The sequence below is a fragment of the Agromyces salentinus genome, assembly GCF_009749395.1.
Classification (GTDB): domain Bacteria; phylum Actinomycetota; class Actinomycetes; order Actinomycetales; family Microbacteriaceae; genus Agromyces; species Agromyces salentinus.
On record NZ_WBIR01000006.1, the window covers coordinates 119,200 to 144,310 of the forward strand.

The following is a 25,111-nucleotide window of genomic DNA, read 5'->3' on the forward strand; positions in this document are numbered from 1 at the left end:
GGTTGGCGGGGACCGAACGGGTGATGCGCCATTGCATGCCTTCGACACCTCTATGATCCTCTCCAAAACCATTCAGCACAAGCTCACAAAACTACACTCACTGTGTAGGCTGGCTACATGGACGTGAACCGGCTCGACCTCCTGCGCGAACTCTCCGAACGCGGCAGCGTCACGGCCGTCGCGGAGGCCACCGGTCGCACGCCCTCGGCCGTCTCCCAGCAGTTGAAGGTGCTCGAACGCGAGGCCGGCATGCCCCTCACCGAGCGCAGCGGCCGCGGCCTCGTCCTCACGAGCGCGGGCCACGCCCTGGCCCGCAGTGCGACCGAGGTGGCCATCGCCCTCGAGCGGGCGAACGCCCTCTGGGACCAGTTCCGCAATCACCCGAGCGGCGAGGTCTCCCTCGCCACCTTTCCGACCGTGGGCGCGGCCCTGCTCCCCGGCGTCCTCGCCGACCTCTCCCAGGTCGCCGGGCTCGTCGTGCACTGCACCGACCTCGACCCCGACCTCGCGGGGTTCGCCGACCTGACCTCCGAGTACGACATCGTGCTCGCGCACACCATGCCGGGCGTGCTGCCCTGGGGTGGCCGCGGCCTGACCGTCGTGCCGCTGCTCACCGAGCCGCTCGACGTGGGCGTGCCGATCGGCCATCGGCTGGCGGGCCGCTCGAGCGTGACGAGCGCCGACCTCGTCGACGAGACCTGGCTCGGCGTGCCGCCCGGCTTCCCGTTCGAGCGCATCCTGCACGTCATCGAGCAGCAGGGCGGCAAGCGGGTGCACGTCGCGCAGCGGTTCAGCGACATGCGCATCATCGAGGCGTTCATCGCGGCCGGCCAGGGCGTCGCCTTCGTGCCCCGGTTCACCTCCGGCACGGTTCCGGCCGACGTCGTGCTGAAGCCGATCCGCGGCGTGGCGTCGGCGCGTCAGATCGTCGCCCTCGTCCGGCCCGACGTCGCCGAGCGCCTGGCGGTACGCACGGTGCTCGACGTGCTCACGACGCGGGCGGCACGCCTCGAGCAGGCGCACGACCATCCGTCACGCGGCAGCTCGGCCGCGCACACCCCGGAGGACTCCGCCGAGCGGTCCTGACTCGGGCACGACGATGGGCGGCGACATCCGCCCTCCGGATGCCACCGCCCATCCGAGGCGATCAGGCGTTGGCCAGCGCCTTCGCCTTCAGCGTCTCGAACTCCGCGGCGGTGATGGCGCCGGAGTCGAGGAGGCGCTTGCCGGACTCGATCTCGGATGCCGCCGAAGCGGGCGAGGTCGCGACCGACCTGATGTAGTCGTCGTTCTGCGCCCTCGTCGCCTGCACCTCGGCGACCCGCCGCTCGGTCATGCTGCGCCCGCGGGCGATGAGGTAGATCAGCGCGGCCAGGAAGGGCAGGAAGACGAGGAAGATCACCCACAGCGCCTTCGCCCACCCGTTGAGGGTCGGGTCACGGAAGATGTCGATGAACACCGTGATGAAGATCCAGATGCACGTGACGACGATGTAGAACCAGAAGAGCCAGACGAAGAAATCCCAGACGTTCACGATGATCCTCTCGACCGGGTCGTGCCCATCACGCCCGCTGGCACGAAGGTACTGACCTCGCGGTCCGCACCGCATCACCCCGAACGGATGACTCCGGGAGGCCCCGGCCGGGGGCCCGCCCCGCCGAGTCCGCCGGCGGGGCGGAATCGGGCCCTGCCATGCCCCCCGATCGGGGGGTCTGCACCCCGGAGCGCCGCGGCATCCCGGTGCCATACTGGCCGGGAGCCGATCGGCACTCGCCTGACTGGGGGGCGAGCGGTCCCGACCGGCAGGTTGGTCGTGCATGGTCGAACACGTGTCATCGGAGGTCCTCGTCGACCGGCCAGCCCTGGTCGGACGGCTCGCCGAGGTGCTCGGATACCCGCTCACGATGATCGTCGCCCAGGCCGGCGCCGGGAAGACCGTGCTCCTCCAGCAATGGGCCGACACGGTCCCCGACCTGCCGATGGCGTGGATCGACGTCGAGCCCGAGGACGACGACCCGATGCGGTTCTCACGGCGTCTCCTCATGGCGCTCTCCTCGATCAGGCCCGAGGTCGCCGGGCTGGCGCACATGTCCGCGCTCGGCGGGGGCGGCCTCGGCGGCCCGCTGCTCGAACGGCTCGGGACCGCGTTCGCGGCCTTCCCCGAGAGCGTCATCGTCCTCGACGACCTGCATCACCTCTCCAACGGGGCGCTCATGGCAGACCTCGGCCGACTCGCCGCGGTGCTTCCCCCGCAGGTGCATCTCGTGATCTCGACACGGGCCGATCCACCGATCGCCTGGAGCCGCCTCCGGCTGCGCCACCGCATCCTCGAGCTCCGTCAGGCCGACCTGACCATGACTCGCGCGGAATCCGCGACCCTCCTCGCCAAGATCACGGGGCGCGAGTTCGAGTCCGACCTGGTCGACACGATCGTCACGCGGACCGAGGGGTGGGCGGCGGGCCTGCAACTGGCCGCCCTCACCCTGAAGTTCCAGGAGTCGCCCGCCGAGTTCGTCGCCGAGCTCAGCGGGAGCGAACGGCTCATCGCCGAGTACCTCGCCGAGGAGGTCCTCGACGCACTCCCCGAACGGGGCCGGATGCTGCTGCTCCGAATGGCGCCCCTCGACGTGATGACGGCTGAGCTCGTCGACCACGTGCTCGAACGCAGCGACGCCCGGCAGGTCTTCGAGCGGCTCGAGCACGAATCGCTGTTCCTCGTCGCGATCGACCCGCAGCGCACCAGCTTCCGATTCCACCACCTGTTCCGTGACCTCCTCCGCTACCGGCTCCGCTCCGAGGATCCGGCTGAGAAGCGGAGGCTGCTCGGCCGCGCCGCCGATTTCCACCTCGCACGCGGCGAGCTGACGCCGGCGATCGAGTACCTCCTGCGCGCGGCCGACTGGGATCGCGCGCTCGACGCGATCATGACGCGCGGCAGCGACATCTTCGAGCGCGGCGAGATGCGCACGGTGATCCGCTGGATCACGAGCGTTCCCGAGCACGTGCGGGCCGGACGGCTCGACGTGCAGCTGGAGCTCGGCATCCTCGTCGGCATGGCGGGCGAGACCGTCCGAGCGGTCGATGCGCTCGACCGGGTGGCCAGGCACCCGAACGCGACGAGCGGCGAGCGGGTGACCGCCGACGCGTGGATCTCCGCGACGGCGCAGTGGAGTGCGCGACCCGAGTCGACGCTCCGGGCCGCGGAACGCGCGCTCGCCGGGCTCGACGCCGAGCCGGGGATCGTCCTTCCCGACCTGATGCGGCTCACGACGCCCGCGCTCATGCGGACCCTCGCGACCGGCTCCGGGGGGCGCTCGCAGTTCCTGCTCGGCGACCTCGCCGAGGCCGAGGCCTGGATGGACCGCGCGCTCGCCACCGACGGCATGAGCTATCCGCCGTTCCGGGTGGGCATGCTCGGATCGCTGGCGCTGCTGCATGCCTGGTCGGGCCGCACCGTCGAGGCGGAACTGCTCGCGGTCGAGGCGATCGGATGCGCCCGTGCCACCTCGCTCCTGTCGCATCCGATCATCGCCGATGCGCACCTCGCCCAGGCGATGACCGCCTACGAACGAGGGCGATCGGATGTCGCCGGCCCTCCCCTCGAGTACGGCGTCATCAGCGCAGAGGGGAACGGCCGCACCCAGATGTCCTGGATCGCGCGCCTCGTGGCGGCCCATCTCGCCGGGCTGGAGGGGCGGTTCGACGACGCCCTCGAACTCACGGACCTCTCCTCGACCGACGCCGCCTCGGCGCCGGCTCCGGCGGTCCGCGGCCGCATCGTCGCCGCCCGCATGAGCGCGCTGCGCCGAAGCGGGCGCGCCGAGTCGGCGCTGCGCCTCCACGAGGTCGAGCGCGGCACGCTCCGCGTGGCGCCATCCGTGGTGCTGGAGGCGGCGGCCGCGGCCCTCGCGGCAGGGCGACCGGACGCCGCGAAGCTGCTGCTCTCGGACCCCGCAGAGCGGTTCCGCGGCGAGCGGCCGCGCGGGGAGGCGCATCGACTCGTCCTCCGCGGGTGGATCGCGGCGCTCGAGGGTGCGCGGCCGTCCGCGCTCGACCTCGTCGGGGCCGCGCTCGGCCAGGCGGAGCCGCACGGGCTCGTCGCACTGTTCCTCGAATCCGACCCCGTCGTGCTCGATCTCGTGCAGGAGCACGCGAAAGGTCACGCCGGGTTCGCCGAACAGGTGCTTCACGCACGCGGCACGGCCGATCCGGCCGGCGCGACCGGGGCCGGGGTGAGGAACGAGGCCAACCACGGGCTCACGGACCCGCTCACCGAACGCGAGCTCGAGATCCTCGCGTTCCTGCCCGACCACTCAACCACGGCCGAACTCGCGCGGATGTGCTTCGTCTCGGTCAACACGATGAAGACCCACACGGCGCACATCTACCGCAAGCTCGAGGTGAGCGGGCGGAGCGCGGCGGTCGCCAGGGCCCGCGAGCTGGGCCTGCTCCCGCTCAGCCGGTCGGATCCGGTACGTGCGTGACGGCCTCGATCTCGACGTTCAGTCCGCGGAGCAGGTCGAGCAGCCCCATGAGGCGCGCCTGATCGGGCACCTCGCCACGGAGCCTGGTCGACCCCGGCCCGCTCGCGACGACCTCGAAGCCGACCAGTTCGTCGGTGATCATGGGTCCGAGCTCCCCGCGCACGAGGATGTCGAACGTCTCGGTGCCCATTCACCCTCCGGCCTCGCGCGACGGTTCCCGCCGAACGTCCTCGCTTCGAACCAGCCCGGAGGCGGGCCTAGATCCGGCGGCGGCGCCCCGGAGTGATGGCGGCGCCGACCACGGCGGCCTTCGCCACCGGGGCGGGGCCGGGTCGAACCGCGGCGGACACCACCGCGGCCTTGGCGACTGGTGCGCGGACCACGCCGACGCGTCCGATTCGTGCAGGCCTCAACGGCATGTCACACTCCTGTCTTCTCGGCGGCTTCGGCCGCATCGGCTTCATCGGCCTCGATCGAGGCGATGATGGCCTGGATCGGGATCCGCCCGTTGGCGATGAGCTGCCCGCCCGCTCGCCGCGCGGCCGCCGCGAACGGCCCGGCCCAGACGTTCTCGTAGACCAGGACGCCGGCGACGCTGCCCGGCTCCATGGCGTAGGCCAGGTTCACGACGTCGTCGGCAGCGAGCAGTTCGGCGAGGTCCGCCTCGAGCTGCACGAGCGGGCCGAGGTCGCCCGCGTCGGAGAGCTCCACCGCGTCGACCTCCCCGTTCGCGTCCTTCGTCAGGACGATCGCATCGATGAGCCGGATCGTGCCCGCATCGACCAGCCGGACGATCTCCTCGGCGATCTCGCCCGTGAAGGTCTGGTGACCCGCCGGGAACTCGATGACGAGATAGTCGACCGGTCCGAGGTCGTCCAATTCGTGCTCGGCCATCTGAACCGTCCTCTGCTCCGTGGTTCGATCGATGCGGTCTCGCATCCGGGCTCACCCTCCTCGCGCCGCCGGTCACCCGCATCACCCCATCCGGATGATTCGGGCCGCAGCGCAGTTGGCTACCGTGGCCACGCCGGGCGCGACGCGCTACGGCGACCACCGAGCCTGACCCTGGGGGAGATCATGAGACCGGATCGACACGCCCGCACGATGCTGCCGATCCCCGACCGGCCCGCACCCGGCCTGACCACGTACGACGCGAAGGACCCCCAGACGGCGTACCCGCCGATCGAGACCCTGCTCCCGCCCGAGGGAGCACCGAACGTCCTCGTCGTGCTGATCGACGACGTCGGGTTCGGCGCGTCGAGCGCCTTCGGCGGGCCATGCCGCACCCCGAACTTCGAGAAGCTCGCCGCCGGCGGCCTGAAGTACAACCGCTTCCACACCACGGCGCTCTGCGCGCCGACGCGACAGGCGATGCTCACGGGCCGCAACCACCACTCCGTCGGCATGGGGAGCATCACCGAGACCGCGACCTCCGCTCCCGGCAACAGCTCGCTGCGCCCGAACACCAAGGCCCCGCTGCCGATGACCCTGAAGCTCAACGGGTATTCCACCGCCCAGTTCGGCAAGTGCCATGAGGTGCCCGTCTGGCAGAGCTCCCCGATCGGCCCGTTCGACGCGTGGCCCTCCGCGGGCGGCGGATTCGAGACGTTCTACGGCTTCATCGGCGGCGAGAACAACCAATGGGACCCGGCGCTCTACGAGGGCACCACCCCGGTCGAGCCGCCGAAGACCCCGGCCGAGGGATACCACCTCACCGAGGACCTCGCCGATCACGCGATCGGCTGGATCCGGACGCAGAAGGCCCTCGCGCCCGAGAAGCCGTTCTTCGTCTACTTCGCGCCGGGCGCGACCCACGCACCGCATCACGTGCCGAAGGAATGGCCGGACCGGTATGCCGGCGAGTTCGCCGACGGCTGGGACGCCCAGCGCGAGAAGACCTTCGCGCGCCAGAAGGAGCTCGGCGTCATCCCCGCCGACGCGGAGCTCACGCCGCGGCACGCCGAGATCCCGGCCTGGGAGGACATGCCCGCCGAGCTCAAGCCCGTGCTGGAGCGCGAGATGGAAGTCTACGCCGGCTTCCTCGAGCACACCGACCACCACGTCGGCCGAGTGCTCGACGCCATCGAGGGCCTCGGCATCATGGAGGACACGCTCATCTACGTGATCATCGGCGACAACGGGGCATCCGCGGAGGGCACCGTCAACGGCGCGTTCAACGAGATGGCCAACTTCAACGGCATGGCCGCGCTCGAGACCCCCGAGTTCATGATGTCCAAGCTCGACGAGCTGGGCGGGGAGTCCTCGTACAACCACTACGCCGTCGGCTGGGCCTGGGCCATGGACACCCCGTTCCAGTGGACCAAGCAGGTCGCCTCGCACTGGGGCGGAACCCGCAACGGCACGATCGTGCACTGGCCGAACGGCATCAGCGAGCCGGGCGGACTGCGATCGCAGTTCACGCACTGCATCGACGTCGCCCCGACCATCCTCGAGGCCGCCGGACTGCCGGAACCCACCATGGTCAACGGCGTGCTGCAGTCGCCCATGGAGGGCACCTCGATGCTGTACTCCTTCGGCGACGCGGATGCCGCGGAACGCCACGACCTGCAGTACTTCGAGATGTTCGGCAATCGGGGCATCTACCACAAGGGCTGGAGCGCGGTGACGAAGCACCGCACCCCGTGGGAGATGGTCGGCGGCACGCTCGCCGCGTTCGATGACGACGTGTGGGAGCTCTACGACGGTGCCGCGGGCGACTTCAGCCAGGCTCGCGACCTCTCCGGCGAGCAGCCCGGGCGCCTGCACGAGCTCCAGCGGCTGTGGCTGATCGAGGCGGTCAAGTACAACGTGCTGCCGATCGACGACCGAGGCGGCGAGCGCCTGAACCCGGAGCTCGCCGGCCGGCCCACGCTGGTCCGCGGGACGTCGCAGCAGTTCTTCCCCGGCATGGGCCGTCTCTCCGAGAACAGCGTCGTCAGCATCAAGAACAAGTCCTGGTCGGTCACCGCCGAGGTCGACGTGCCGGAGGGTGGCGCCAACGGCGTGCTCATCGCACAGGGCGGCCGCTTCGGCGGCTGGACGCTGTACCTGCACGAGGGTCGCCCGGTGTTCTCGTACAACCTGCTCGGGATCACCTCCTTTACGACGCGTGCGGACGAGGTCGTGCCCTCCGGCACCCACCAGGTGCGCATGGAGTTCGCGTACGACGGCGGCGGGCTGGCGAAGGGCGGCGGCATCACGCTGTACCTCGACGGCGCCGCGATCGGCAGCGGCCGGGTCGAGGCGACCCAGGCCATGGTCTTCTCGGCCGACGAGACGACCGACATCGGCTACGAGTCCGGCACGACCGTCAGCCCCGACTACACGGCGGCCACGAGCCGCTTCACCGGACGTATCGAGTGGGTGCAGATCGACCTCGGCGACGACGACCACGACCACTTCATCGATCCCGACGAGCGCCTGCGCGTCGCCATGGCCCGCCAGTAGTCGGACATCGACAACTCACCCGGGCGGCCTGAGCCGCCCGGGCTAGACTCCCCAACCATGAGCGACGACGCCCTCCTGTTCGACGTGCGCGACGGACTCGCGCACCTCACCCTCAACCGCCCCGAGCGCCTGAACGCCGTCGGCCCCGACGCGATCGCGCTGTGGCACCGCTACGCCGGCGAGATCGCGGCGAGCGACGACATCCGCGCGGTGCTCTTCGACGCCAACGGGCGGGCGTTCTGCGCGGGCGGCGACGTGCGGGCGATGTCCGAGCTCGGCGGCGAGGGCGCCTCGGCCGGCCAGGTCGTCACCGAGCTCGCCGACATGATCCACGACGGCCACCGGATGCTGCGCGAGAGCGCCAAGCCGATCGTCGCCGCCGTGCAGGGCCCGGTCGCCGGCGGCGGCCTCGGCTTCATGCTCGTCGCCGACCTCATCGTCGCCTCCGACCGCGCGACGTTCGCGAGCCGGTACGCCGACATCGGCCTGACGCCCGACTGCGGCGTGAGTACGCTGCTGCCGGAGGCCGTCGGCACGCGTCGCGCCCTCGAGCTCACGCTCACCTCGCGCACGCTGACCGCGGCCGAGGCGCTCGACTGGGGTCTCGTGACCGAGGTCGTGCCGCCCGACGAGGTCGCCACGCGGGCGCGTGCCATCGCCGAGGTGTGGCTCTCCGGGGCATCCGCCGCGTACGGGCAGGCCAAGCGCCTCGTGCGCTCGGGGCTCACGCGGGACTTCCAGGTCGCGCTCGACGACGAGGCCCGCACGATCGGAGCGGCGTTCGACACCCCCGAGGCGGCCGCACGCGTCGCCGCGTTCGCCGGTCGCAGCGCGCGGGGCTGACCCGCCTCGGCGCCGTGCCCACGGCCGACGGCACCCGCCTGGCCGCACGCAGCTCAGGCGAACGCACGCTGCTCAGGCCGGGTCCGCGGGAAACGTCCTGAGCAGCGGGCGAACGCCTGAATTTCGGTCGCGCGACCGACGCTCAGTCGTGCTGCGGGAAGCCCAGGTTCAGGCCGCCGTGGCTCGGGTCCAGCCACCGCGAGGTGATCGCCTTCTCCTGGAGGAAGAAGTCGAACCCCTTCGGGCCGTACGCCTTGGCGTCGCCGAAGAGCGAGTCCTTCCAGCCGCCGAACGAGTGGTACGCCACGGGCACCGGGATCGGCACGTTGATGCCGACCATGCCGACCGTGACCTCCCGCTGGAAGCGCCGCGCGGCCCCGCCGTCGTTCGTGAAGATCGCCGTGCCGTTGCCGTACGGCGACCCGTTGATGATCTCGAGCCCCTGCTCGTACCCCTCGACGCGCACGATCGAGAGCACCGGGCCGAAGATCTCGTCGCGGTACGCGACCGAGGTCGTCGGCACCCGGTCGATGAGGGTCGGTCCAAGCCAGAACCCGTCGGGCTCGCCGTCGATCTCGGGGTCGCGTCCGTCGACGACGAGCGTCGCCCCGTCGTCGACCGCGACGTCGAGGTATCCGGCGACCTTGTCGCGGTGCTCGCGCGTGATGAGCGGGCCCATGTCGCAGCCGCGCGTGCCGTCGCCGGTCGTGAGCCGCGACATCCGCTCGCTCACCTTCGCGACGAGCTCGTCGGCGACCGAGTCGACCGCGAGCACGACGGACACCGCCATGCAGCGCTCGCCGGCCGAGCCGAAGCCCGCGTTCACGGCGGCATCGGCGGCGAGGTCGAGGTCGGCGTCGGGCAGCACGAGCATGTGGTTCTTGGCGCCGCCGAGGGCCTGCACGCGCTTGCCGTTCGACGAGGCCGTCTGGTAGATGTACTGCGCGATCGGCGTCGAGCCCACGAACGAGATCGAGCGCACGACCGGATGCTCCAGCAGGGCGTCGACCGCCACCTTGTCGCCGTGCACCACGTTCAGCACGCCGTCGGGCAGTCCCGCCTCCTTCATGAGCTCGGCCATCCAGACGGCCGCCGACGGGTCCTTCTCGGACGGCTTGAGCACCACCGCGTTGCCCGCGGCGATCGCGAGCGGGAAGAACCACAGCGGCACCATCGCCGGGAAGTTGAACGGGCTGATGATGCCCACGACCCCGACCGGCTGCTTGAGCGTGTAGACGTCCACGCCCGTCGACACGTTCTCGGAGTACTCGCCCTTCGTGTAGCCGGGCATCGCGCAGGCGAGCTCGACGACCTCGAGGCCACGGGCGATCTCGCCCGCGGCATCCGAGGTGACCTTGCCGTGCTCGCTCGTGAGGATCGCCGCGAGCTCGCCGCTGCGGGCATTCAGCAGCTCCCGGAAGGAGAACATCACCTGCTGCCGCCTCGCGATGGACGTGTCGCGCCAGCCGGGGAAGGCACGGGCCGCGGCCTGGACCGCGACGTCGACGTCCTCGGTCGACGCGAGCCGCACCCGCTTCTGCTCGACGCCGCGCGCCGGGTCGTACACGGGCCCGGTGCGCTCGGATGCCCCGGCGGCGGATGCCCCGTCGATCCAGTGCTCGATCATCGTCGTGGTGCTCATAATCCCTGCTCCCCTGTCACTTCTCGGTCTCGATACGCTTCGCTGCTCGACCGCCGGTCAGCTGCCCGACACGGTGGAGAGCACCTCGTCGTAGACGGCCACCGCTTCGGCGACCTCCTCCGCGGTGACCACGCACGGCGGCACCACGTGGATCCGGTTGTCCTGCACGAACGGCAGCAGTCCGCGCTCGAGCATCCCCGCCTTCAGTCGCCCCATCTCGGCCGCGGGGAGCGGCTCGCGCGTCTCGCGGTCGGCGACGAGCTCCATCGCCCAGAACACGCCCTCGCCGCGCACCTCGCCGATGACGGCGTGCCGCTCGGCGAGGTCGGCGAGCGCCGGCCCGATCTCGGTCTCGCCGATGGCCCTGGCATTGGCCACGATGCCCTCGGACTCCATGGCGTCGAGGGTCGCGACGATCGACGCCATCGCGAGCGGATGCCCCGAGTAGGTGAGTCCGCCCGGGAAGACGCGCTCGTCGAAGGTCTCGGCGATCGGGTCGGAGATGATCACGCCGCCGGCCGGGACGTAGCCCGAGTTCACGCCCTTCGCGAAGGTGATGAGGTCGGGCCGGACGTCGTAGCCGTCGAACGCGAACCAGCGGCCGCTGCGCCCGAACCCGCACATCACCTCGTCGAGGATGAGGAGGATGCCGTGCCGGTCGCAGAGCTCGCGCACGCCGGCGAGGTAGCCGGGCGGGGGCGGCATGACCCCCGCGGTGCCGGGGATCGACTCGAGCAGCACGGCCGCGATCGACGCCGGTCCCTCCGCCTCGATCACGCGGCGCAGGTGCTGCAGCGCCCGCTCGGACTCCTGCTCGGGGGTCGTCGCCCAGAACTCGGAGCGGTAGAGGTACGGGCCGAAGAAGTGCACGTGCCCACGGGCGAACTCGTTCGGGATGCGACGCCAGTCGCCCGTCGCCACGACCGCGGCACCCGTGTTGCCGTGGTACGACCGGTACGTCGAGAGCACCTTGTCCCGGCCCGTGTGCAGGCGCGCCATCCGGATCGCGTTCTCGTTGGCATCGGCCCCGCCGTTGGTGAAGAACACCCTGCGGAATCCCTCGGGCGCACGGTCGACGATGCGCTTCGCCGCCTGGCCGCGCGCGAAGTTCACCGTCGACGGCGCGATCGTCGTGAGGAGCTCGGCCTGCTCGCGGATCGCCTCGACGACGACCGGATGCTGGTGGCCGATGTTGACGTTCACGAGCTGACTCGAGAAGTCGAGGTACTCGCGCCCGGAGTGGTCCCACACGCGACATCCGCGGCCGCTCGCGATGACGAGTTGCGGCGACTGGGCCTGCGCCGACCATGAGTGGAAGACGTGCTCGCGGTCGAGGTCGCGGGCGATGCGGTCGAGGTCGTCGGCGAGGGTGTCGTTCATGGCTTCGGTGCCTTTCGGTGCGGTGGTGGATGTGCGACCGGTGGTCGAGGAGCGAGCCTGCGAGCGTCTCGAGACCAGCAATGGTCTCGATACGCGCTTCGCGCTCCTCGACCACCGGCATGCGGCATCCGGTCGGCTAGTTGCCGCCCTCCTCGAGGGTGACGTCGATGGGCGACCAGTCGGCGCCGGTGAGGTCGAGGTCTTCGCCCTCGAGCTCGTCGAGCGCCTTCTGGATGTACTCGTTCGAGAAGGCGGATGCGGGCGGCTCCTCGGTGATGAGGCGGTCGCCCGCCTCGTTCACCGCGGCGAGCGCACCGGCGACCGTCTTGTCCCAGGCGGATTCGTCGATGATGCCGATGCCCGACTCGGACGGCCAGATGAGCTTGTTCGTCTCGTTGACCATCCAGAGCTCGTGGCTCGGACCCCAGCCGGATCCCGCTCCGATCGTGATGTCAGCGGCCTCCTCGGGGTTGGCCGCCGCATAGGCCCAGCCCTTGATGACGGCCTTCAGGAAGCTGACCGTGGTGTCCTGGTACTCCGTGTCGCTCTCGAGCTTCTCCGTGTCGGCCCAGATCGCGTCCTGGAGCATGGCGCCCTCGGTGTCCTCGTAGCTGATGACGTTGAAGTCGTCCTCGGTGTAGAGCTCGCCGGTGTCGGGGTTCACCGTCTCGAGCAGCTGCGCGTACTCGTTGTAGGTCATGGCCTGCGCCGCGTCGATGTCTCCCTGCAGGAACGCGTTCATGTTGAAGTCCTGCGTGATGATCTCGACGGTCGACGCGTCGAGTCCCTCGGCGGCCATCGCCGCGAAGATCTCCCACTCGTTGCCGAAGCCCCACGAGCCGATCTTCTTGCCCTCGAAGTCGGCGACCGTCTCGATGCCCGAGTCCGCCCACGACACCTGGAGGGTGCCCGACCGCTGGAAGATCTGCGCGATGTCGGTGAGGTTGGCGCCCTGCTCGATCGAGCCGAGCACCTTGGGCACCCAGGCGATCGCGTAGTCGACGTCGCCGTTCGCGAGCGCGTCCTGCGGGACGATGTCGCCGCCCGACGGGATGATCTCGACGTCCAGGCCCTCCTCCTCGAAGAAGCCCTGGTCGACGGCGGCGAAGTAGCCGGCGAACTGGCCCTGCGGGAGCCACTGGAGCTGGAGCTTCACCGGCGTCAGGTCGCCGGCGTCGCCGCCCCCGTCTCCGGAGTCGCCGTCGCCGGAGGAGCAGGCGGCGAGGAGGAACGCGGCCGTGACGGCGAACGCTCCGGCCGCGATTCCGCGGCGTGTGCTGTGCTTCATGTCAGTCCTTCCCAGGTTCTCAGTGCGAAACGGTGCTGCTGGTGCTGGCGGTGCTGCTGGTGCTGGTGCTGGTGCTGGTCGTCATGGTGCTGGTGATGCCGGCGGTGGTGCGGGTCCGGAGCACGAGGCGCTCGAGGGCGAGCGTCGCGAGGTAGAAGAGCAGGCCGAGGGCGATGGATGCCACGACGTAGGCCCAGGCACGGGCGTACGCGCTCGACGCGGCCGAGGTCGAGATGAGGCTGCCCAGGCCGCCGCGCGGTCCGCCGAAGTACTCGGCGACGAGCGCGGAGATGACCGCGAGCGAGGAGGCGATGCGGATGCCGGTGAGGATGAACGGACGCGCGGTGGGCAGCGTGAGCGTGCGCAGCACCTGCGACGGCGTGGCCGCGTACGCGCGCATGAGCTCGCGGTGCACGGGCGTGGTCTGCCGGAACCCGCGCAGGGTGTTGATGAACACGGGCACGAAGGAGGCGAGGGCGGCGATCGCCTGACGCCCGAACTGGCTGTCGGCGCCGAACATCGAGTTGAGCACGGGCGCGAGGGCCACGATCGGCACGACCGCGAGCGAGGCGATGACCGGGGCGCTCATGCGGTCGACGGCCTTCCACCGTGCGGCGAGCGCGGCGAGTGCGATGCCGAGCAGCGACCCGACGATGAGGCCCACGAGCGCGTTGGTGCCCGTGATGATCGTCGCAGAGACGATCGAGTTCCAGGAGGCGACGAACGCCTCGGCGATCGAGGCCGGGCTCGGGAGCAGGTAGTCGGAGACCCCGACCACGCTCACGAGGAACTGCCACGCGCCGAGCACGAGGAGCCCCACCGCGATGGGTGCCACGACGCGCCGCGTCGCCTCGGTGCGCGGGCTCATCAGCGAGTCTCCACTCCGCGTGCGCCGGGGGCCACGGGGGCGCCGTGCAGCGCCTCGCGGACGGCGGTGACCATGTCGAAGAAGGAGCGGTCCTCGCGCAGTCCTTCGGTACGCCGGGCGCGAGCCGCGGTATCCGCCCCTCCGGTTGCACCGGGGCCCGCCGCGCCCGCATCGTCCGCGGCAGTGCCGGCACCCGCGAAGCGCATGGGCACGATCTCGCGGATGCGGCCCGGCCGGGGCGACATCACGACCACCCGGTCGCTGAGGAACACGGCCTCGGGGATCGAGTGGGTCACGAACACGACGGCGGCGCCGGTCTCGGCCGAGATGCGCACGAGGTCGGACTGCATCTTCTCGCGCGTCATCTCGTCGAGGGCGCCGAACGGCTCGTCCATGAGCAGCAGGCGGGGCTGCTCGGCGAGCGAGCGGGCGATCGCGACGCGCTGCTGCATGCCGCCCGACAGCTGGTCGGGGTAGCGGTCGGCGAAGTCGGCGAGGCCGACCATCTCGAGCAGCTCGGCGACCTTCGCCTTCCGATCGGCGGATGTCGCGCCGTGCAGCTCGAGCGGCAGCGCGACGTTCGCGGCGACCGTGCGCCACGGCAGCAGGCCGGCCTGCTGGAACGCGATGCCGTACTCCTGGTCGAGTCTGGCCCGAGCGGGGGTCTTGCCGAACACCGTGATGGTGCCGGCCGACGGGGCGTCGAGGTCGGCGACGAGGCGCATGAGCGTCGACTTGCCGCATCCGCTCGGCCCGATGAGGGAGACGAACTCGCCCGCGGCGACGGTGAGGTCGATCCCCTCGAGCGCGTGCACGAGGCCGCCGCGCGTCTCGAACACCTTGTCGACGGCCGCCACCTCGACGGCGGCCACGGTCTCGACGGCGGGCGCGGACAGGGTCTCGGGAGCGGCAGCGTTCTCTGGAGCGCTCATGCGGCTTCCTCCGTTCGTCGGTAGTTCTTGAGGATGACGCCGAGCAGGGCGACCGAGCCGGCCGCGACGAGCCCGAGGACCACGGCCCCGAAGATCGGGCCCCAGGCCTTGGCGGGGTCGCCGGAGGCCTGGCCGGCGAACTGGATCAGCAGTCGGCCGATGCCGCCCTGGAGCCCGGTCGACACCTCGGCGACGACGGCGCCGACGACCGCGTTCGCGGCGCCGAGGCGCAGCGCCGGCAGCAGGTAGGGCACCGCGGCCGGGAAGCGCAGCTTCGCGAGCGTCGACCAGTAGCCGGCGGCATAGGTCTGCATGAGCTCCTCGTGGATGCGGTCGGGCGACTGCAGTCCCTTCAGTGCGCCGATGGCGATGGGGAAGAACGCGAGGTAGCTCGCGATGAGCGCGACCGACATCCAGTCCTGCCATTCGAACGACCCGATCTCGACGCGCGAGCCCCAGCTCTTCACGATCGGCGCGAACGCGATGAGCGGCACGGTCTGGCTGAGCACGATCCACGGGAGGAGGCCCCACTCGGCGAGGCGCCAGCGCTGCATGACGAGCGCCAGGCCGATGCCGACGACGACGCCGACGAGCCATCCGGCCGCGGCGATGCCGAGGGTGGTGAGCGCCGCGAGGGCGATCACGAGCCAGAGCGGCTGCGCCGACGGCGAGCGCGTGACGGGCTCGGCGAGGCGGCCGAGCATCTCCCACACGTGCGGCATCGCGAGGTCGGTCGTGCGCGGGAGCACCCGGGTCTCTCCGATGAGCACGCCGTCGGCGGGCGCGAGGAACTTGTACGCCTCCCACAGGACGACGAGCAGCAGGACGCCGAACGCGCCCCAGCCGACGACGGCCAGCCGCCGGCTCCTCCTCGTGCCCGCCTCGGTCATGCCTTCGCCGTGATGTGCTCGGAGAGCGCGGGGATCACGGTCTCGCCGTAGACCCGCAGCGTCTCCTCCTTGTTGTCGTGCTGGAGGTACCCGGCGAACTGGTCGACGCCGAGCTCGGCGAGCTCCTTCAGCTTCGCGATGTGCTCCTCGGCCGTGCCGAGGATGCAGAACCGGTCGACGATCTCGTCGGGCACGAACGAGGTGTGCGTGTTGCCCGCACGCCCGTGCTCGTTGTAGTCGTAGCCCTCACGGCCCGCGATGTAGTCGGTCAGCGCCTCGGGCACGTCGCCGTGCATGCCGTACTTCGCGACGATGTCGGCGACGTGGTTGCCGACCATTCCGCCGAACCACCGGCACTGGTCGCGCATGTGCTCGAGGTCGTCGCCGATGTACATGGGCGCGGCGACGCAGAACGTGATCGACATGGGGTCGCGGCCCGCGGCCTCGGCGGCATCGCGCACCGTCTTGATCATCCACTTGGCGATGTCGACATCCGCCAGCTGCAGGATGAAGCCGTCGCCGACCTCGCCCGTGAGCTTCAGCGCCATGGGACCGTATGCGGCGACCCAGACCTCGAGTTCGGAGCCCTTCGACCACGGGAACTGCAGTTGCGCGCCCTTGTACTCGACAGACCGGGAGTTCGCGAGCTCGCGGATCACGTGGATCGACTCGCGGAGCTCGGACATGGTCACCGGCTTGCCGTTCGTGACGCGCACCGCCGAGTCGCCGCGGCCGATGCCGCAGATCGTGCGGTTGCCGTACATCTCGTTGAGCGTCGCGAAGATCGACGCCGTCACGGTCCAGTCGCGGGTGGCCGGGTTGGTGACGAAGGGGCCCACCTTGATGCGGTGGGTCTCGCTGAGGATCTTGCTGTAGATGACGTACGGCTCCTGCCAGAGCAGGTGCGAGTCGAAGGTCCAGGCGGTGCTGAATCCGTACTGCTCGGCGAGCTTGGCGAGGTGCACCGTTCGCGAGGCGGGCGGGTTGGTCTGCAGGACGACGCCGAAATCCATGTCGGTCCTTTCTGTCGGTCGAGGAGGCCGGAGGCCGTCTCGAGACCAGTGCGGGTGAGTGTTCGGTTGTGACATCCGCTGGTCTCGATGCGCGCTTCGCGCTCCTCGACCGTCGGATGGCTCAGATGAGGTACTGGCTGAGGCCGCGCTTGAGGAAGCGGCCGTCGCCCTTGGCGCCGAGGTACTCGTCGCCGTCGACGATGACCTTGCCGCGAGAGAGCACGGTGTCGACCTTGCCGTCGATCTCGTAGCCCTCCCACGCCGAGTAGTCCATGTTCATGTGGTGGGTCTTGCCGAGGCCGATCGACGTGTGGCCGTTCGGGTCGTAGACGACGATGTCGGCATCCGCGCCCGGCTGGATGACGCCCTTGCGGCCGTACAGGCCGAACATCCGCGCCGGCGTCGTGCTCGTGAGCTCGACCCACCGCTCGAGCGTGATCTCGCCGGTCACGACGCCCTGGTACATGAGGTCCATGCGGTGCTCGATCGAGCCGATGCCGTTCGGGATCTTGCGGAAGTCGCCGAGCCCGAGCTCCTTCTGGTCCTTCATGCAGAACGGGCAGTGGTCGGTCGAGACCATCTGCAGGTCGTTCGTGCGCAGCGCCTGCCACATCGAGTGCTGGTGCCCCTCGGCGCGGCTGCGGAGCGGCGTCGAGCACACCCACTTGGCACCCTCGAAGGAGCCCCATTCGGGTCCGGATGCCCCGAGCTGGTCTTCGAGCGAGAGGTAGAGGTACTGCGGACAGGTCTCCCCGAACACGTTCTGGCCCTTGTCGCGCGCCCACGCGAGCTGCTCGACCGCCTGCTTCGCCGACACGTGCACCACGTAGAGCGGTGCGCCGGTGAGCTTGGCGAGCATGATCGCGCGGTGCGTCGCCTCCTCCTCCATCTCCCACGCGCGGGCGATGCCGTGGTAGTACGGGTCGGTGTTGCCGGCGTCGACGAGCTGCTGGGCGAGCACGTCGATCGCGGGGCCGTTCTCGGCGTGCATCATCGTGAGCATGCCGGTGTCGCGCGAGACCTGCATGGCCTTCAGGATCTGCGCGTCATCCGAGTAGAAGACGCCCGGGTAGGCCATGAACATCTTGAAGCTCGTGATGCCCTCGTCGGGCAGCTTCCGCAGCGTCGCGAGCGAGGCCTCGTTCACGTCGCCGACGATCTGGTGGAAGGCGTAGTCGATCGCGCAGTTGCCCGCGGCCTTCTCATGCCAGGCGGCGAGGCCGTCCTCGATCCGCTGCCCGTAGGTCTGCACGGCGAAGTCGATGATCGACGTCGTGCCGCCGTGGGCGGCGGCCCGGGTTCCGGTCTCGAAGGTGTCGGAGGCCTCGGTGCCGCCGAAGGGCAACTGCATGTGCGTGTGCGCGTCGATGCCGCCGGGGATGACGTACTTGCCCGTGGCGTCGACGACGCGGTCGACGGAGGCCGCGACATCCGTGCCGAGCAGGTGGCTGCCCGGTTCGAGCACCGCCCGGATGGTCTCGCCGTCGATGAGTACGTCGGCCGCTGCGCGGCCCGTGGCGCTGACGACCGTGCCGCCGGTGATGAGGGTGGTGGACATGCTGGCTCCTCTCTTCGGTGATCGAGTAGGCCGCTTGCGGCCGTATCGAGATCTCGGGTGCGGGTCTCGATACGCTTCGCTACTCGACCGACGGTGGGTCTACGGCTTGGCGATCGCGGTGTAGGAGTCGGGCCGACGGTCGCGGTAGAACTGCCAGTCGTCGCGCATCTGCTGCACCATGTCGAGGTCGAGGTCGCGGACGAGCAGTTCCTCGTGCTCGCTCGAGCCCCGGTCGCCGACGAAGTTGCCGCGCGGGTCGATCACCTGGCTGGTGCCGTAGAAGTCGACGGCGAGGTCGCCGTACTCGTTGTCTTCGCGGCCGACGCGGTTCGGCTGCAGCACGAAGTACCCGTTCGCGACGGCGGCGCACGGTCCCTCGACCTCCCACAGGCGATTCGAGAGCCCGGGCTTCGTGGCGTTCGGGTTGAAGACCATGTGCGCGTCGTTCAGCCCGAGCTCGCGCCAGCCCTCGGGGAAGTGCCGGTCGTAGCAGATGTACATGCCGACCCGGCCGACGGCGGTGTCGAAGACGGGGTAGCCGAGGTTGCCGGGGCGGAAGTAGAACTTCTCCCAGAAGCGGTCGAGATGCGGCAGGTGGTGCTTGCGGTACTTGCCGAGGATCGTGCCGTCGGCGTCGACGAGCACCGAGGTGTTGTAGTAGACGCCCGTCTGCGCCTCCTCGTAGATCGGCAGCACCATGACGGTGCCGAGCTCCTTCGCGAGGTCGGCGAAGCGCTGCACGATCGGGCCCTCGGACGACTCGGCGAAGCGGTAGTACTTCTGGTCCTGCGTGATGCCGAAGTACGGGCCGTAGAACAGCTCCTGGAAGCAGAGGACCTCGGCGCCCTGGGCCTTGGCGTCCCTGGCGAACTGCTCGTGCTTGTCGAGCATCGACTCCTTGTCGCCGGTCCAGGTCGTCTGGGTGATGGCCGCTCTGACGATCGTCATGAATGTCTCCTGAGTCGGTCGGCGTCGTTGCCGTGCCCGCGAGAATCGCCTGAGTGGTGCTCGAGTCAGGTCTTCGCCGGGTGCTGCTGCGACGCCGAGATGTACCGATTGGACTGCCGGTGGAACTGCCGAACCAGGGGCTCGTGGCCCGTTCTGTTATTGTTCGGCTTGAACATTTCTCTTCTGTTTCACTCTGTGACGCTGTGGTTAAACATCCTGTCCCTTGCACCGTGTGGAGGCAATGGTGGTGTCAGGTATTCGAGTGGATGCCGTTCGACTGATCGACCTCGCCGACTTCGCCGACGCCTCACCGCGTTCCATCGCCGGAGAGGTCGCGCGACTCGTGAACGCCGGCGACCTCGCGGCCGGCGACCGCCTGCCGACGGTGCGCGAACTCGCCGCCGCGATCGGCGTGAGTCCCGCGACCATCAGCCAGGCGTGGCAGGCCCTCGCCCGGGCGGGCCTCATCGAGAGCCGCGGTCGCGCCGGGAGCTTCGTGCGCGGCGCGGCATCCGCTCGCCTCGCCCCGCGCATGCGCGGCATGGGACTGCCGGATGACCCGGTGCGCCTCGACCTCTCCCGCGGCACGCCCGACCCGCTGCTGCTCCCCGCGCTCGGCCCGGCCCTCTCGCGCGTCTCGGCGAAGGCCGAGACCGGCAGCTACCAGGCCGAGCCCGTGATCCCGCCGCTCGCGCGGGTGCTGCGGGACTCCTGGCCCAGCGAGGCCGAGCAGATCATGGTGGTCGACGGCGCACTCGACGCCATCTCGCGGACGCTCGAGCAGGTCGTGCGCTTCGGCGACCGCGTCGTCGTCGAGAGCCCCGGCTTCCCGCCGTTCCTCGACCTGCTCGAAGTCCTCGGCGCCGTCGCCGTGCCCGTGCGGCTCGACGAGCACGGGATCCGGCCCGAGGCGCTCGCCGCCGCCCTCCGCAAGCGACCAGTCGCCGTGCTCCTGCAGCCCCGCGCGCAGAATCCCACCGGCGCCTCGATGACACGGGCGCGGGCGCAGGCGCTCGCCCGCACGATCGAGGCCGCCGAGCGGGTCGAGGACCTCGTCGTCATCGAGGACGACCACTCGGGCCTCATCTCGATCGAGGGCGACGTCACGCTCGGCACCTGGCTGCCTGGGCGCGTCGTGCACGTGCGCAGCTTCTCGAAGTCGCACGGTCCCGACCTGCGCATCGCGGCGCTCGGCGGACCCCGCGACCTCGTCGAGCACATCGCCGGCCGGCGCATGCTCGGGCCGGGCTGGACCTCGCGCATGCTGCAGACGATCCTGCTCGACCTGCTCACCGACGGCAGCTCGATCGACGCCGTCGCCGAGGCCCGTCGGGCCTACTTCACGCGCCAGCGCTCGCTCGGCGACGCACTCCGGGCCAGGGATGTCGCCGTCGCTCCCGCCGACGGCATCAACCTGTGGATGCCGGTGCTCGGCGAGCGATCGGCTCTCGTGCAGCTCGCCGCGGCGGGCATCCGCGTGGCCGCAGGGACGCCGTTCCTCGCGGCCTCCGATGCGACGGATGCCGCGAACGGCATGCGTCAGCGCGCCGGCGGCGACTACGTGCGCGTCACGGTCGGCGCCGTGCGCGAGCAGGCCGACGCGGTCGCCGACGACCTCGCGTCCGCGGCATCCCACCTCGTGGCCGGGGGCTACTGAGGGCTCCGGCCGGCGCGACGCGCGGCGGCGGTCGCGGCGCTGGCGCCCGCTCCCACGAGCAGCAGCAGTGCGGCGATGGCGATCCAGCCTGAGAGGTCGACGCCGGTGGAGGCGATGGTCCCGCCGCTACCTGTGCCGGCGCTGCCGCCGCCCGCCGTGCCGCCGCCGGGCGTGCCGCCGGTGCCGGGGTCGCCGGGGTCGGTGGCGGGTGGCGTGACGGGCGGGGTCGTCGGCGGGTCGTCGCCCTCGGTCACGGTGATCGTGAACGAGTCGGAGACCACCGCGAAGAGCACGACCTCCTCCGGCGGTGCCGAGTCCGTCGCGGTGCAGGTGACCGTCGTGACGCCGATCGGGTAGAGGTCGCCGGAGGCATGGTCGCAGGCGATCGTGATCGGGTCCACGCCGCCGGTGGTCGTCACCGCCGGGTAGTCCACGTTCGCGCCGGGCTCGCCGGGCTCGGCCTCGACGACGAGGTCGTCGGGCACCTGGATCGCGAGCGGGTCGGGCGCGACGAGCTCGTCGAGGATCGTCACGGTCGCCTCGTCGTCGGTGGACCCGAGGTCGTATCCCGGCGGGTCGACCACGGGCGGCTCCAGCGTCACCGCGAGCTGCTCGGCCGGGTCGGCGACCAGGTCGGCGAGCGCCTCGATCGGGATGTCGACGGATGTCGCGTTCGCCGGGATCGCGATCGCCTCGTCCACGAGGGCGGTGTAGTCGGTGCCGCTCGTCGTCCCGCCGAGCGGCGCGGTCGAGACCGTCACCTCGAACGCCGGATGCACGGCGGGTGAGATCTCGATCGGCACGGTGCCGGTGGAGCCCTCGGCGACTGCCGCATCGTCGGGCAGCGTCACGTCCACGTCCACGTCCTCTGGCGGCAGCTCGTCGTCGGTGATCGTGATGGTCGCCGAGGCATCCGACACCACGATCGAGTAGCCGATGGGCGCGGAGGCCGGAGCCGTCACCGTCACCGTGTACTGCTCGCCCGGATCGAGGATGAGGTCCTGCAGTGCGTCGACGGCCACGTCGACCGAGCTCGCATCCGCCGGGATCGTGACGGTGAGGTCCGTGAGCGGGCTGTAATCGGTCCCACTCGTCGTGCCGCCGAGGGGAGCCGTGGCGACCGTCACGTCGAAGGCCGGGTGCACGCCCGGCGACACGGTGATCGGCACCGTCGTCGCGGCGCCCTCGGCGACCGTGGCATCCGTCGGCATGCCGAGCGCGATCGTCGTCGGCACGGGCGGCACGTCCGTGATCGTCACCGACGCGAGGTCGTCTGAAGAGCCGAGGTCGAAGCCGGGCGGGCCGGCGGCGGGCAGGGTCAGCATGACCGTGTATGTCTCACCCGGGTCGAGGTCGGCGTCGGTCAGCGCGTCGATCGGCACCGTCACCGACGTCGCATCTTCCGGGATGATGACGACCTCGTCGACCGATTCGGTGAAATCCACCCCGCCGACCGATGCGGGCCCGTCGATCGTCGACACCGTCACCTCGAAGGACGGATGCTCCGCAGGCGAGATCTCGATCGGAATGGTGCTCGTCGTGCCCTCGACGACGTTCGCGTCGACGGGCAGCGTCACGTCGACCTCGACGTCGTCGGGCGGCACGTCGGTGATGGTGACCGTCGCCGATGCGTCCGACACCGCGAAGGCATAGCCCGACGGAGGCGTCGCCGGCGGCGTGACCGTGACCGTGTACTGCTCGCCGTCGTCGGCGGTCAGGTCGGCGAGCGCGTCGACGGGCACGTCCACCGACGCGGCGTCGGCCGGCACGGCGATCGTGGAGGAGGCGAGCGCGCTGTAGTCGGTGCCGCTCGTCGTGCCGCCGACCGGTGCCGTGCTGACCGTGACGTCGAAGGCCGGGTGCACGGCGGGCGAGATCGTGATCGGCACGGTCGTCGCGGCGCCCTCGGCGACCGTCGCATCCGTCGGCATGCCGAGCGTGAGGGTCGTCGCGTCGGGCGGGACGTCGGTGATCGTCACCGAGGCCAGGTCGTCGGAGGAGCCCAGCGCGAAGCCCGGCGGATCGACCGCGGGCAGCGTCAGCATGAGCGCGTACGTCTCGCCCGGGTCGACGTCGGCGTCGGCCAGCGCGTCGATCGGCACGTCGACGGAGGTCGCGTCCGCCGGAATCGTGATGACCGCGTCGGTCAGCTCGGTGAAGTCCACGCCGCCGACCGACGCCGGTCCGTCTGCCGTCGAGACCGTGACCTCGAAGGCGGGGTGCGTCGCCGGCGAGATCTCGATCGGGATCGTCCCCGCCGCGCCCTCGGACACGACGCCGTCGTCGGGCAGCGTCACGTCCACCGCGGTCGGCGCGACCTCGTCGTCGGTGATCGAGACGAGCGCGGCCGGGTCCGACGACGTGATCGAGAAGCCCGGCGGGGCCGCGGCGGGCAGCGTCACCACGACCGAGTAGGACTCCCCCGGATCGAGGTCCAGGTCCTGCAGTGCGTCGACGGGGATCGAGGCATCCGTCGCGTCCTCGGGGATCGACAGGGTCACGCCCGAGATGGAGGTGTAGTCGACATCGGCGGTCGTGCCGGGCGTCGGCGCCGTCGAGACGGTCAGGTCGAACGCCGGGTGGGTCGCGGGCGAGATGACGACGGGCACCACGTCGGCGCCACCCTCGGGCACCGAGACATCCGTCGGCAGCGCGACCTCGATCTCCGTGCCCTCGCCGACCTCGACGACGACCTTCTCGGTCGTCGGGAAGTCGTTCGTGTCGAGGTCGAACCCGAAGAACGGCACCTGGATGCCGTACGGCGGATCGCCGAGGTACTGCAGCGGCAGTCCGTTGTTGCCGAGGTCGCTGACCATGAAGCGCACGGTGCAGGTCACGTCGGTGAGCCCCGTCGCCTGGAACTCGACCTGGTCGAGGGCGTAATTGAGGCTGTCGAGCGCGTTCGACCCGCTCACCACACCCGCGAAGGCGCTGTGCGGATCGCTCGGGTTGCCGGTCGCGAAGGGCAGGTTCTTGACCTCGTCGGGCAGCGCCGCCATCGCGGCATCGATCAGCGCCGTCTTGTTCGTCTGGTACTCGGCGTACTCGGGGTCGGCCGGGTCGGGCTCGAGTCCGAGGTCGAGCGCGTCCTCGAACAACTGCTCGAGGTCGTCGTAGATCGTGAACGGCGACGCGGGCATCGCGAAGGCGCCGCAGTCGGCCCACGCGATGAGCAGCCACTCGTCGCCCGGCCCGTCGATCGTGTCGTTGTCGTCCTGCTCGTCGTTGTCCTCGTCGAGGACGTTCCAGTCCTCCTCGTCGGGCTCGCCGGTGTCGTCGCCGGCGTCGCCGAGGAAGCCGGTGCCGCCCGAGGGCACCTGGAACACCTCGTCGGGCACCTCGACCTCGGGGAACTCGTTGATCCGCTGCACGCGGATCTCGACGTCGATCGAGGCATTGCCGATCGCCGGGTCGCCGGCGGCGAGCGTGATGTCGAGCGTCTCGGGGTTCGAGCCGTTGTAGGAATAGGGGTCGTCCTCGGTCCCGTCGTCGTCCTCATCGGGGTCGGGGAGGTAGACGAGCGTCGCGAGCGCGGCGTTCACCTGTGCGGTCGTGCCGATGATCGCGACCGCCGGAGCGGGCAGGTCGCCCAGCTCGTCCTTGTCGCGCTCGAGCGCGCCGTCGGCGAACTTCAGGACGTCGAACGGGCTGTCGCCGTCGTCCTCCTGGGTCGGCAGCGGGTCGAAGGTGAGAGTGCCGTGCGAGACCGACAGCTGCACCGCGGTGCATCCGCCCTGGTTCCAGTCGGGCGCGGCCATCGCGCAGCCGACCTCGCCCGACTCGACCTCGATGGTCCGGACGTCCTGCGAGATGAGGTCGGTCGCGCCGTCGAAGGGCAGGGCGCCCTCGGGGATGATGGTCGGGAAGCCGTCGGGGATGCTCACCGGCAGCGACCCGGCCGGCGCCATGTAGAGACGGGTCGGCGGCTCGACGAACGAGGGCGGTGCCGCGTGCGCCGGCGCGACGACCGAGAACAGCACGAGGGCGGATGCCGCGACGACGGCGCCGGCCGCCCCCACGATCGAGCGGATGCCGCGCGAAGGCTCGCCACGAGTCCCGCCGATGTCGGTCGTGGGCATGCGTCGTGCGAACATCCGGACCTCCCGAGGGTCTGGCTGTGCGGGGAACCCATCCGAAGACAAGCAGTCGGATGCGCGACCG

At 70.6% G+C, this 25,111-nt stretch carries 18 protein-coding genes; 5 read left to right on the top strand and 13 right to left on the bottom strand.

Annotated elements, in window-relative coordinates; genetic code table 11:
- Positions 1-117 precede the first annotated feature (117 nt).
- Positions 118-1,086: a LysR family transcriptional regulator gene (locus tag GQQ95_RS07735; RefSeq protein WP_157427086.1), complete on the top strand. Its 969-nt coding sequence runs from the start codon at positions 118-120 to the stop codon at positions 1,084-1,086.
- 61 nt (positions 1,087-1,147) lie between these two features.
- Here the strand turns inward: GQQ95_RS07735 and GQQ95_RS07740 are convergent, their stop codons facing one another.
- Positions 1,148-1,534, bottom strand: a complete 387-nt coding sequence (locus GQQ95_RS07740; protein ID WP_157427087.1) for an SHOCT domain-containing protein — start codon at positions 1,532-1,534, stop codon at positions 1,148-1,150.
- Between the two features lie 295 nt (positions 1,535-1,829).
- On the opposite strand from GQQ95_RS07740, the gene GQQ95_RS07745 reads away from it, so the two are divergent.
- On the top strand, positions 1,830-4,484 hold the full coding sequence (locus GQQ95_RS07745) for a winged helix-turn-helix domain-containing protein (RefSeq protein ID WP_170297008.1): 2,655 nt from the start codon (positions 1,830-1,832) through the stop codon (positions 4,482-4,484).
- On the opposite strand, the gene GQQ95_RS07750 is transcribed toward GQQ95_RS07745, so the two are convergent.
- Positions 4,456-4,674, bottom strand: coding sequence for a hypothetical protein (locus GQQ95_RS07750; RefSeq protein ID WP_157427089.1), 219 nt, complete (start codon positions 4,672-4,674; stop codon positions 4,456-4,458). The genes GQQ95_RS07745 and GQQ95_RS07750 overlap by 29 nt on opposite strands.
- Positions 4,675-4,904: 230 nt before the next feature.
- On the bottom strand, positions 4,905-5,378 hold the full coding sequence (locus tag GQQ95_RS07755) for a DUF6325 family protein (RefSeq protein WP_157427090.1): 474 nt from the start codon (positions 5,376-5,378) through the stop codon (positions 4,905-4,907).
- A gap of 183 nt (positions 5,379-5,561) precedes the next feature.
- Between GQQ95_RS07755 and GQQ95_RS07760 the strand changes: the two genes are divergently transcribed.
- On the top strand, positions 5,562-7,931 hold the full coding sequence (locus GQQ95_RS07760; RefSeq protein ID WP_157427091.1) for an arylsulfatase: 2,370 nt from the start codon (positions 5,562-5,564) through the stop codon (positions 7,929-7,931).
- Between the two features lie 57 nt (positions 7,932-7,988).
- On the top strand, positions 7,989-8,774 hold the full coding sequence (locus GQQ95_RS07765; protein WP_157427092.1) for an enoyl-CoA hydratase/isomerase family protein: 786 nt from the start codon (positions 7,989-7,991) through the stop codon (positions 8,772-8,774).
- 142 nt (positions 8,775-8,916) lie between these two features.
- Here the strand turns inward: GQQ95_RS07765 and GQQ95_RS07770 are convergent, their stop codons facing one another.
- The 9 genes from GQQ95_RS07770 to GQQ95_RS07810 all read right to left on the bottom strand — a co-directional run bounded on the left by GQQ95_RS07770 (position 8,917) and on the right by GQQ95_RS07810 (position 19,293).
- The gene (locus tag GQQ95_RS07770) at positions 8,917-10,416 is read right to left on the bottom strand and encodes a CoA-acylating methylmalonate-semialdehyde dehydrogenase (protein ID WP_157427093.1); all 1,500 of its coding nucleotides are present in this window, start codon (positions 10,414-10,416) and stop codon (positions 8,917-8,919) included.
- Positions 10,417-10,473: 57 nt separating this feature from the next.
- A complete protein-coding gene (locus GQQ95_RS07775) occupies positions 10,474-11,796 on the bottom strand; it encodes an aspartate aminotransferase family protein (protein ID WP_157427094.1) in 1,323 nt (440 codons plus the stop codon).
- A 136-nt stretch (positions 11,797-11,932) separates the two neighbouring features.
- Entirely contained in the window at positions 11,933-13,084 is a 1,152-nt protein-coding gene (locus tag GQQ95_RS07780; RefSeq protein ID WP_157427095.1) for an ABC transporter substrate-binding protein, read from the bottom strand.
- A 19-nt stretch (positions 13,085-13,103) separates the two neighbouring features.
- Positions 13,104-13,952, bottom strand: a complete 849-nt coding sequence (locus tag GQQ95_RS07785) for an ABC transporter permease (RefSeq protein ID WP_157427096.1) — start codon at positions 13,950-13,952, stop codon at positions 13,104-13,106.
- Positions 13,952-14,884: an ABC transporter ATP-binding protein gene (locus GQQ95_RS07790; protein WP_157427097.1), complete on the bottom strand. Its 933-nt coding sequence runs from the start codon at positions 14,882-14,884 to the stop codon at positions 13,952-13,954. The genes GQQ95_RS07785 and GQQ95_RS07790 overlap by 1 nt, the downstream gene beginning before the upstream one ends.
- On the bottom strand, positions 14,881-15,774 hold the full coding sequence (locus tag GQQ95_RS07795) for an ABC transporter permease (protein WP_157427098.1): 894 nt from the start codon (positions 15,772-15,774) through the stop codon (positions 14,881-14,883). Before GQQ95_RS07795 ends, GQQ95_RS07790 begins: the two co-directional genes overlap by 4 nt.
- A complete protein-coding gene (locus GQQ95_RS07800) occupies positions 15,771-16,787 on the bottom strand; it encodes a TIGR03842 family LLM class F420-dependent oxidoreductase (RefSeq protein ID WP_157427099.1) in 1,017 nt (338 codons plus the stop codon). Before GQQ95_RS07800 ends, GQQ95_RS07795 begins: the two co-directional genes overlap by 4 nt.
- A gap of 121 nt (positions 16,788-16,908) precedes the next feature.
- Positions 16,909-18,345, bottom strand: a complete 1,437-nt coding sequence (gene hydA, locus GQQ95_RS07805) for a dihydropyrimidinase (protein ID WP_157427100.1) — start codon at positions 18,343-18,345, stop codon at positions 16,909-16,911.
- Positions 18,346-18,444: 99 nt separating this feature from the next.
- On the bottom strand, positions 18,445-19,293 hold the full coding sequence (locus GQQ95_RS07810; RefSeq protein ID WP_157427101.1) for a nitrilase-related carbon-nitrogen hydrolase: 849 nt from the start codon (positions 19,291-19,293) through the stop codon (positions 18,445-18,447).
- A 262-nt stretch (positions 19,294-19,555) separates the two neighbouring features.
- On the opposite strand from GQQ95_RS07810, the gene GQQ95_RS07815 reads away from it, so the two are divergent.
- Positions 19,556-20,950: an aminotransferase-like domain-containing protein gene (locus GQQ95_RS07815; RefSeq protein ID WP_246205260.1), complete on the top strand. Its 1,395-nt coding sequence runs from the start codon at positions 19,556-19,558 to the stop codon at positions 20,948-20,950.
- On the opposite strand, the gene GQQ95_RS07820 is transcribed toward GQQ95_RS07815, so the two are convergent.
- The gene (locus tag GQQ95_RS07820; RefSeq protein WP_157427103.1) at positions 20,944-25,029 is read right to left on the bottom strand and encodes a Calx-beta domain-containing protein; all 4,086 of its coding nucleotides are present in this window, start codon (positions 25,027-25,029) and stop codon (positions 20,944-20,946) included. The two genes, GQQ95_RS07815 and GQQ95_RS07820, sit on opposite strands and share 7 nt — an antisense overlap.
- Positions 25,030-25,111 lie beyond the last annotated feature (82 nt).

What these genes read in the sequence shown, in the direction of transcription:
- GQQ95_RS07735 (WP_157427086.1), top strand. Translation starts at nt 118, where the DNA reads ATGGACGTGAACCGGCTCGACCTCCTGCGCGAACTCTCCGAACGCGGC.
- GQQ95_RS07750 (WP_157427089.1), bottom strand. Translation starts at nt 4,674, where the DNA reads ATGGGCACCGAGACGTTCGACATCCTCGTGCGCGGGGAGCTCGGACCC.
- GQQ95_RS07755 (WP_157427090.1), bottom strand. Translation starts at nt 5,378, where the DNA reads ATGGCCGAGCACGAATTGGACGACCTCGGACCGGTCGACTATCTCGTC.
- GQQ95_RS07760 (WP_157427091.1), top strand. Translation starts at nt 5,562, where the DNA reads ATGAGACCGGATCGACACGCCCGCACGATGCTGCCGATCCCCGACCGG.
- GQQ95_RS07765 (WP_157427092.1), top strand. Translation starts at nt 7,989, where the DNA reads ATGAGCGACGACGCCCTCCTGTTCGACGTGCGCGACGGACTCGCGCAC.
- GQQ95_RS07770 (WP_157427093.1), bottom strand. Translation starts at nt 10,416, where the DNA reads ATGAGCACCACGACGATGATCGAGCACTGGATCGACGGGGCATCCGCC.
- GQQ95_RS07775 (WP_157427094.1), bottom strand. Translation starts at nt 11,796, where the DNA reads ATGAACGACACCCTCGCCGACGACCTCGACCGCATCGCCCGCGACCTC.
- GQQ95_RS07780 (WP_157427095.1), bottom strand. Translation starts at nt 13,084, where the DNA reads ATGAAGCACAGCACACGCCGCGGAATCGCGGCCGGAGCGTTCGCCGTC.
- GQQ95_RS07785 (WP_157427096.1), bottom strand. Translation starts at nt 13,952, where the DNA reads ATGAGCCCGCGCACCGAGGCGACGCGGCGCGTCGTGGCACCCATCGCG.
- GQQ95_RS07790 (WP_157427097.1), bottom strand. Translation starts at nt 14,884, where the DNA reads ATGAGCGCTCCAGAGAACGCTGCCGCTCCCGAGACCCTGTCCGCGCCC.
- GQQ95_RS07795 (WP_157427098.1), bottom strand. Translation starts at nt 15,774, where the DNA reads ATGACCGAGGCGGGCACGAGGAGGAGCCGGCGGCTGGCCGTCGTCGGC.
- GQQ95_RS07800 (WP_157427099.1), bottom strand. Translation starts at nt 16,787, where the DNA reads ATGGATTTCGGCGTCGTCCTGCAGACCAACCCGCCCGCCTCGCGAACG.
- hydA (WP_157427100.1), bottom strand. Translation starts at nt 18,345, where the DNA reads ATGTCCACCACCCTCATCACCGGCGGCACGGTCGTCAGCGCCACGGGC.
- GQQ95_RS07810 (WP_157427101.1), bottom strand. Translation starts at nt 19,293, where the DNA reads ATGACGATCGTCAGAGCGGCCATCACCCAGACGACCTGGACCGGCGAC.
- GQQ95_RS07820 (WP_157427103.1), bottom strand. Translation starts at nt 25,029, where the DNA reads ATGCCCACGACCGACATCGGCGGGACTCGTGGCGAGCCTTCGCGCGGC.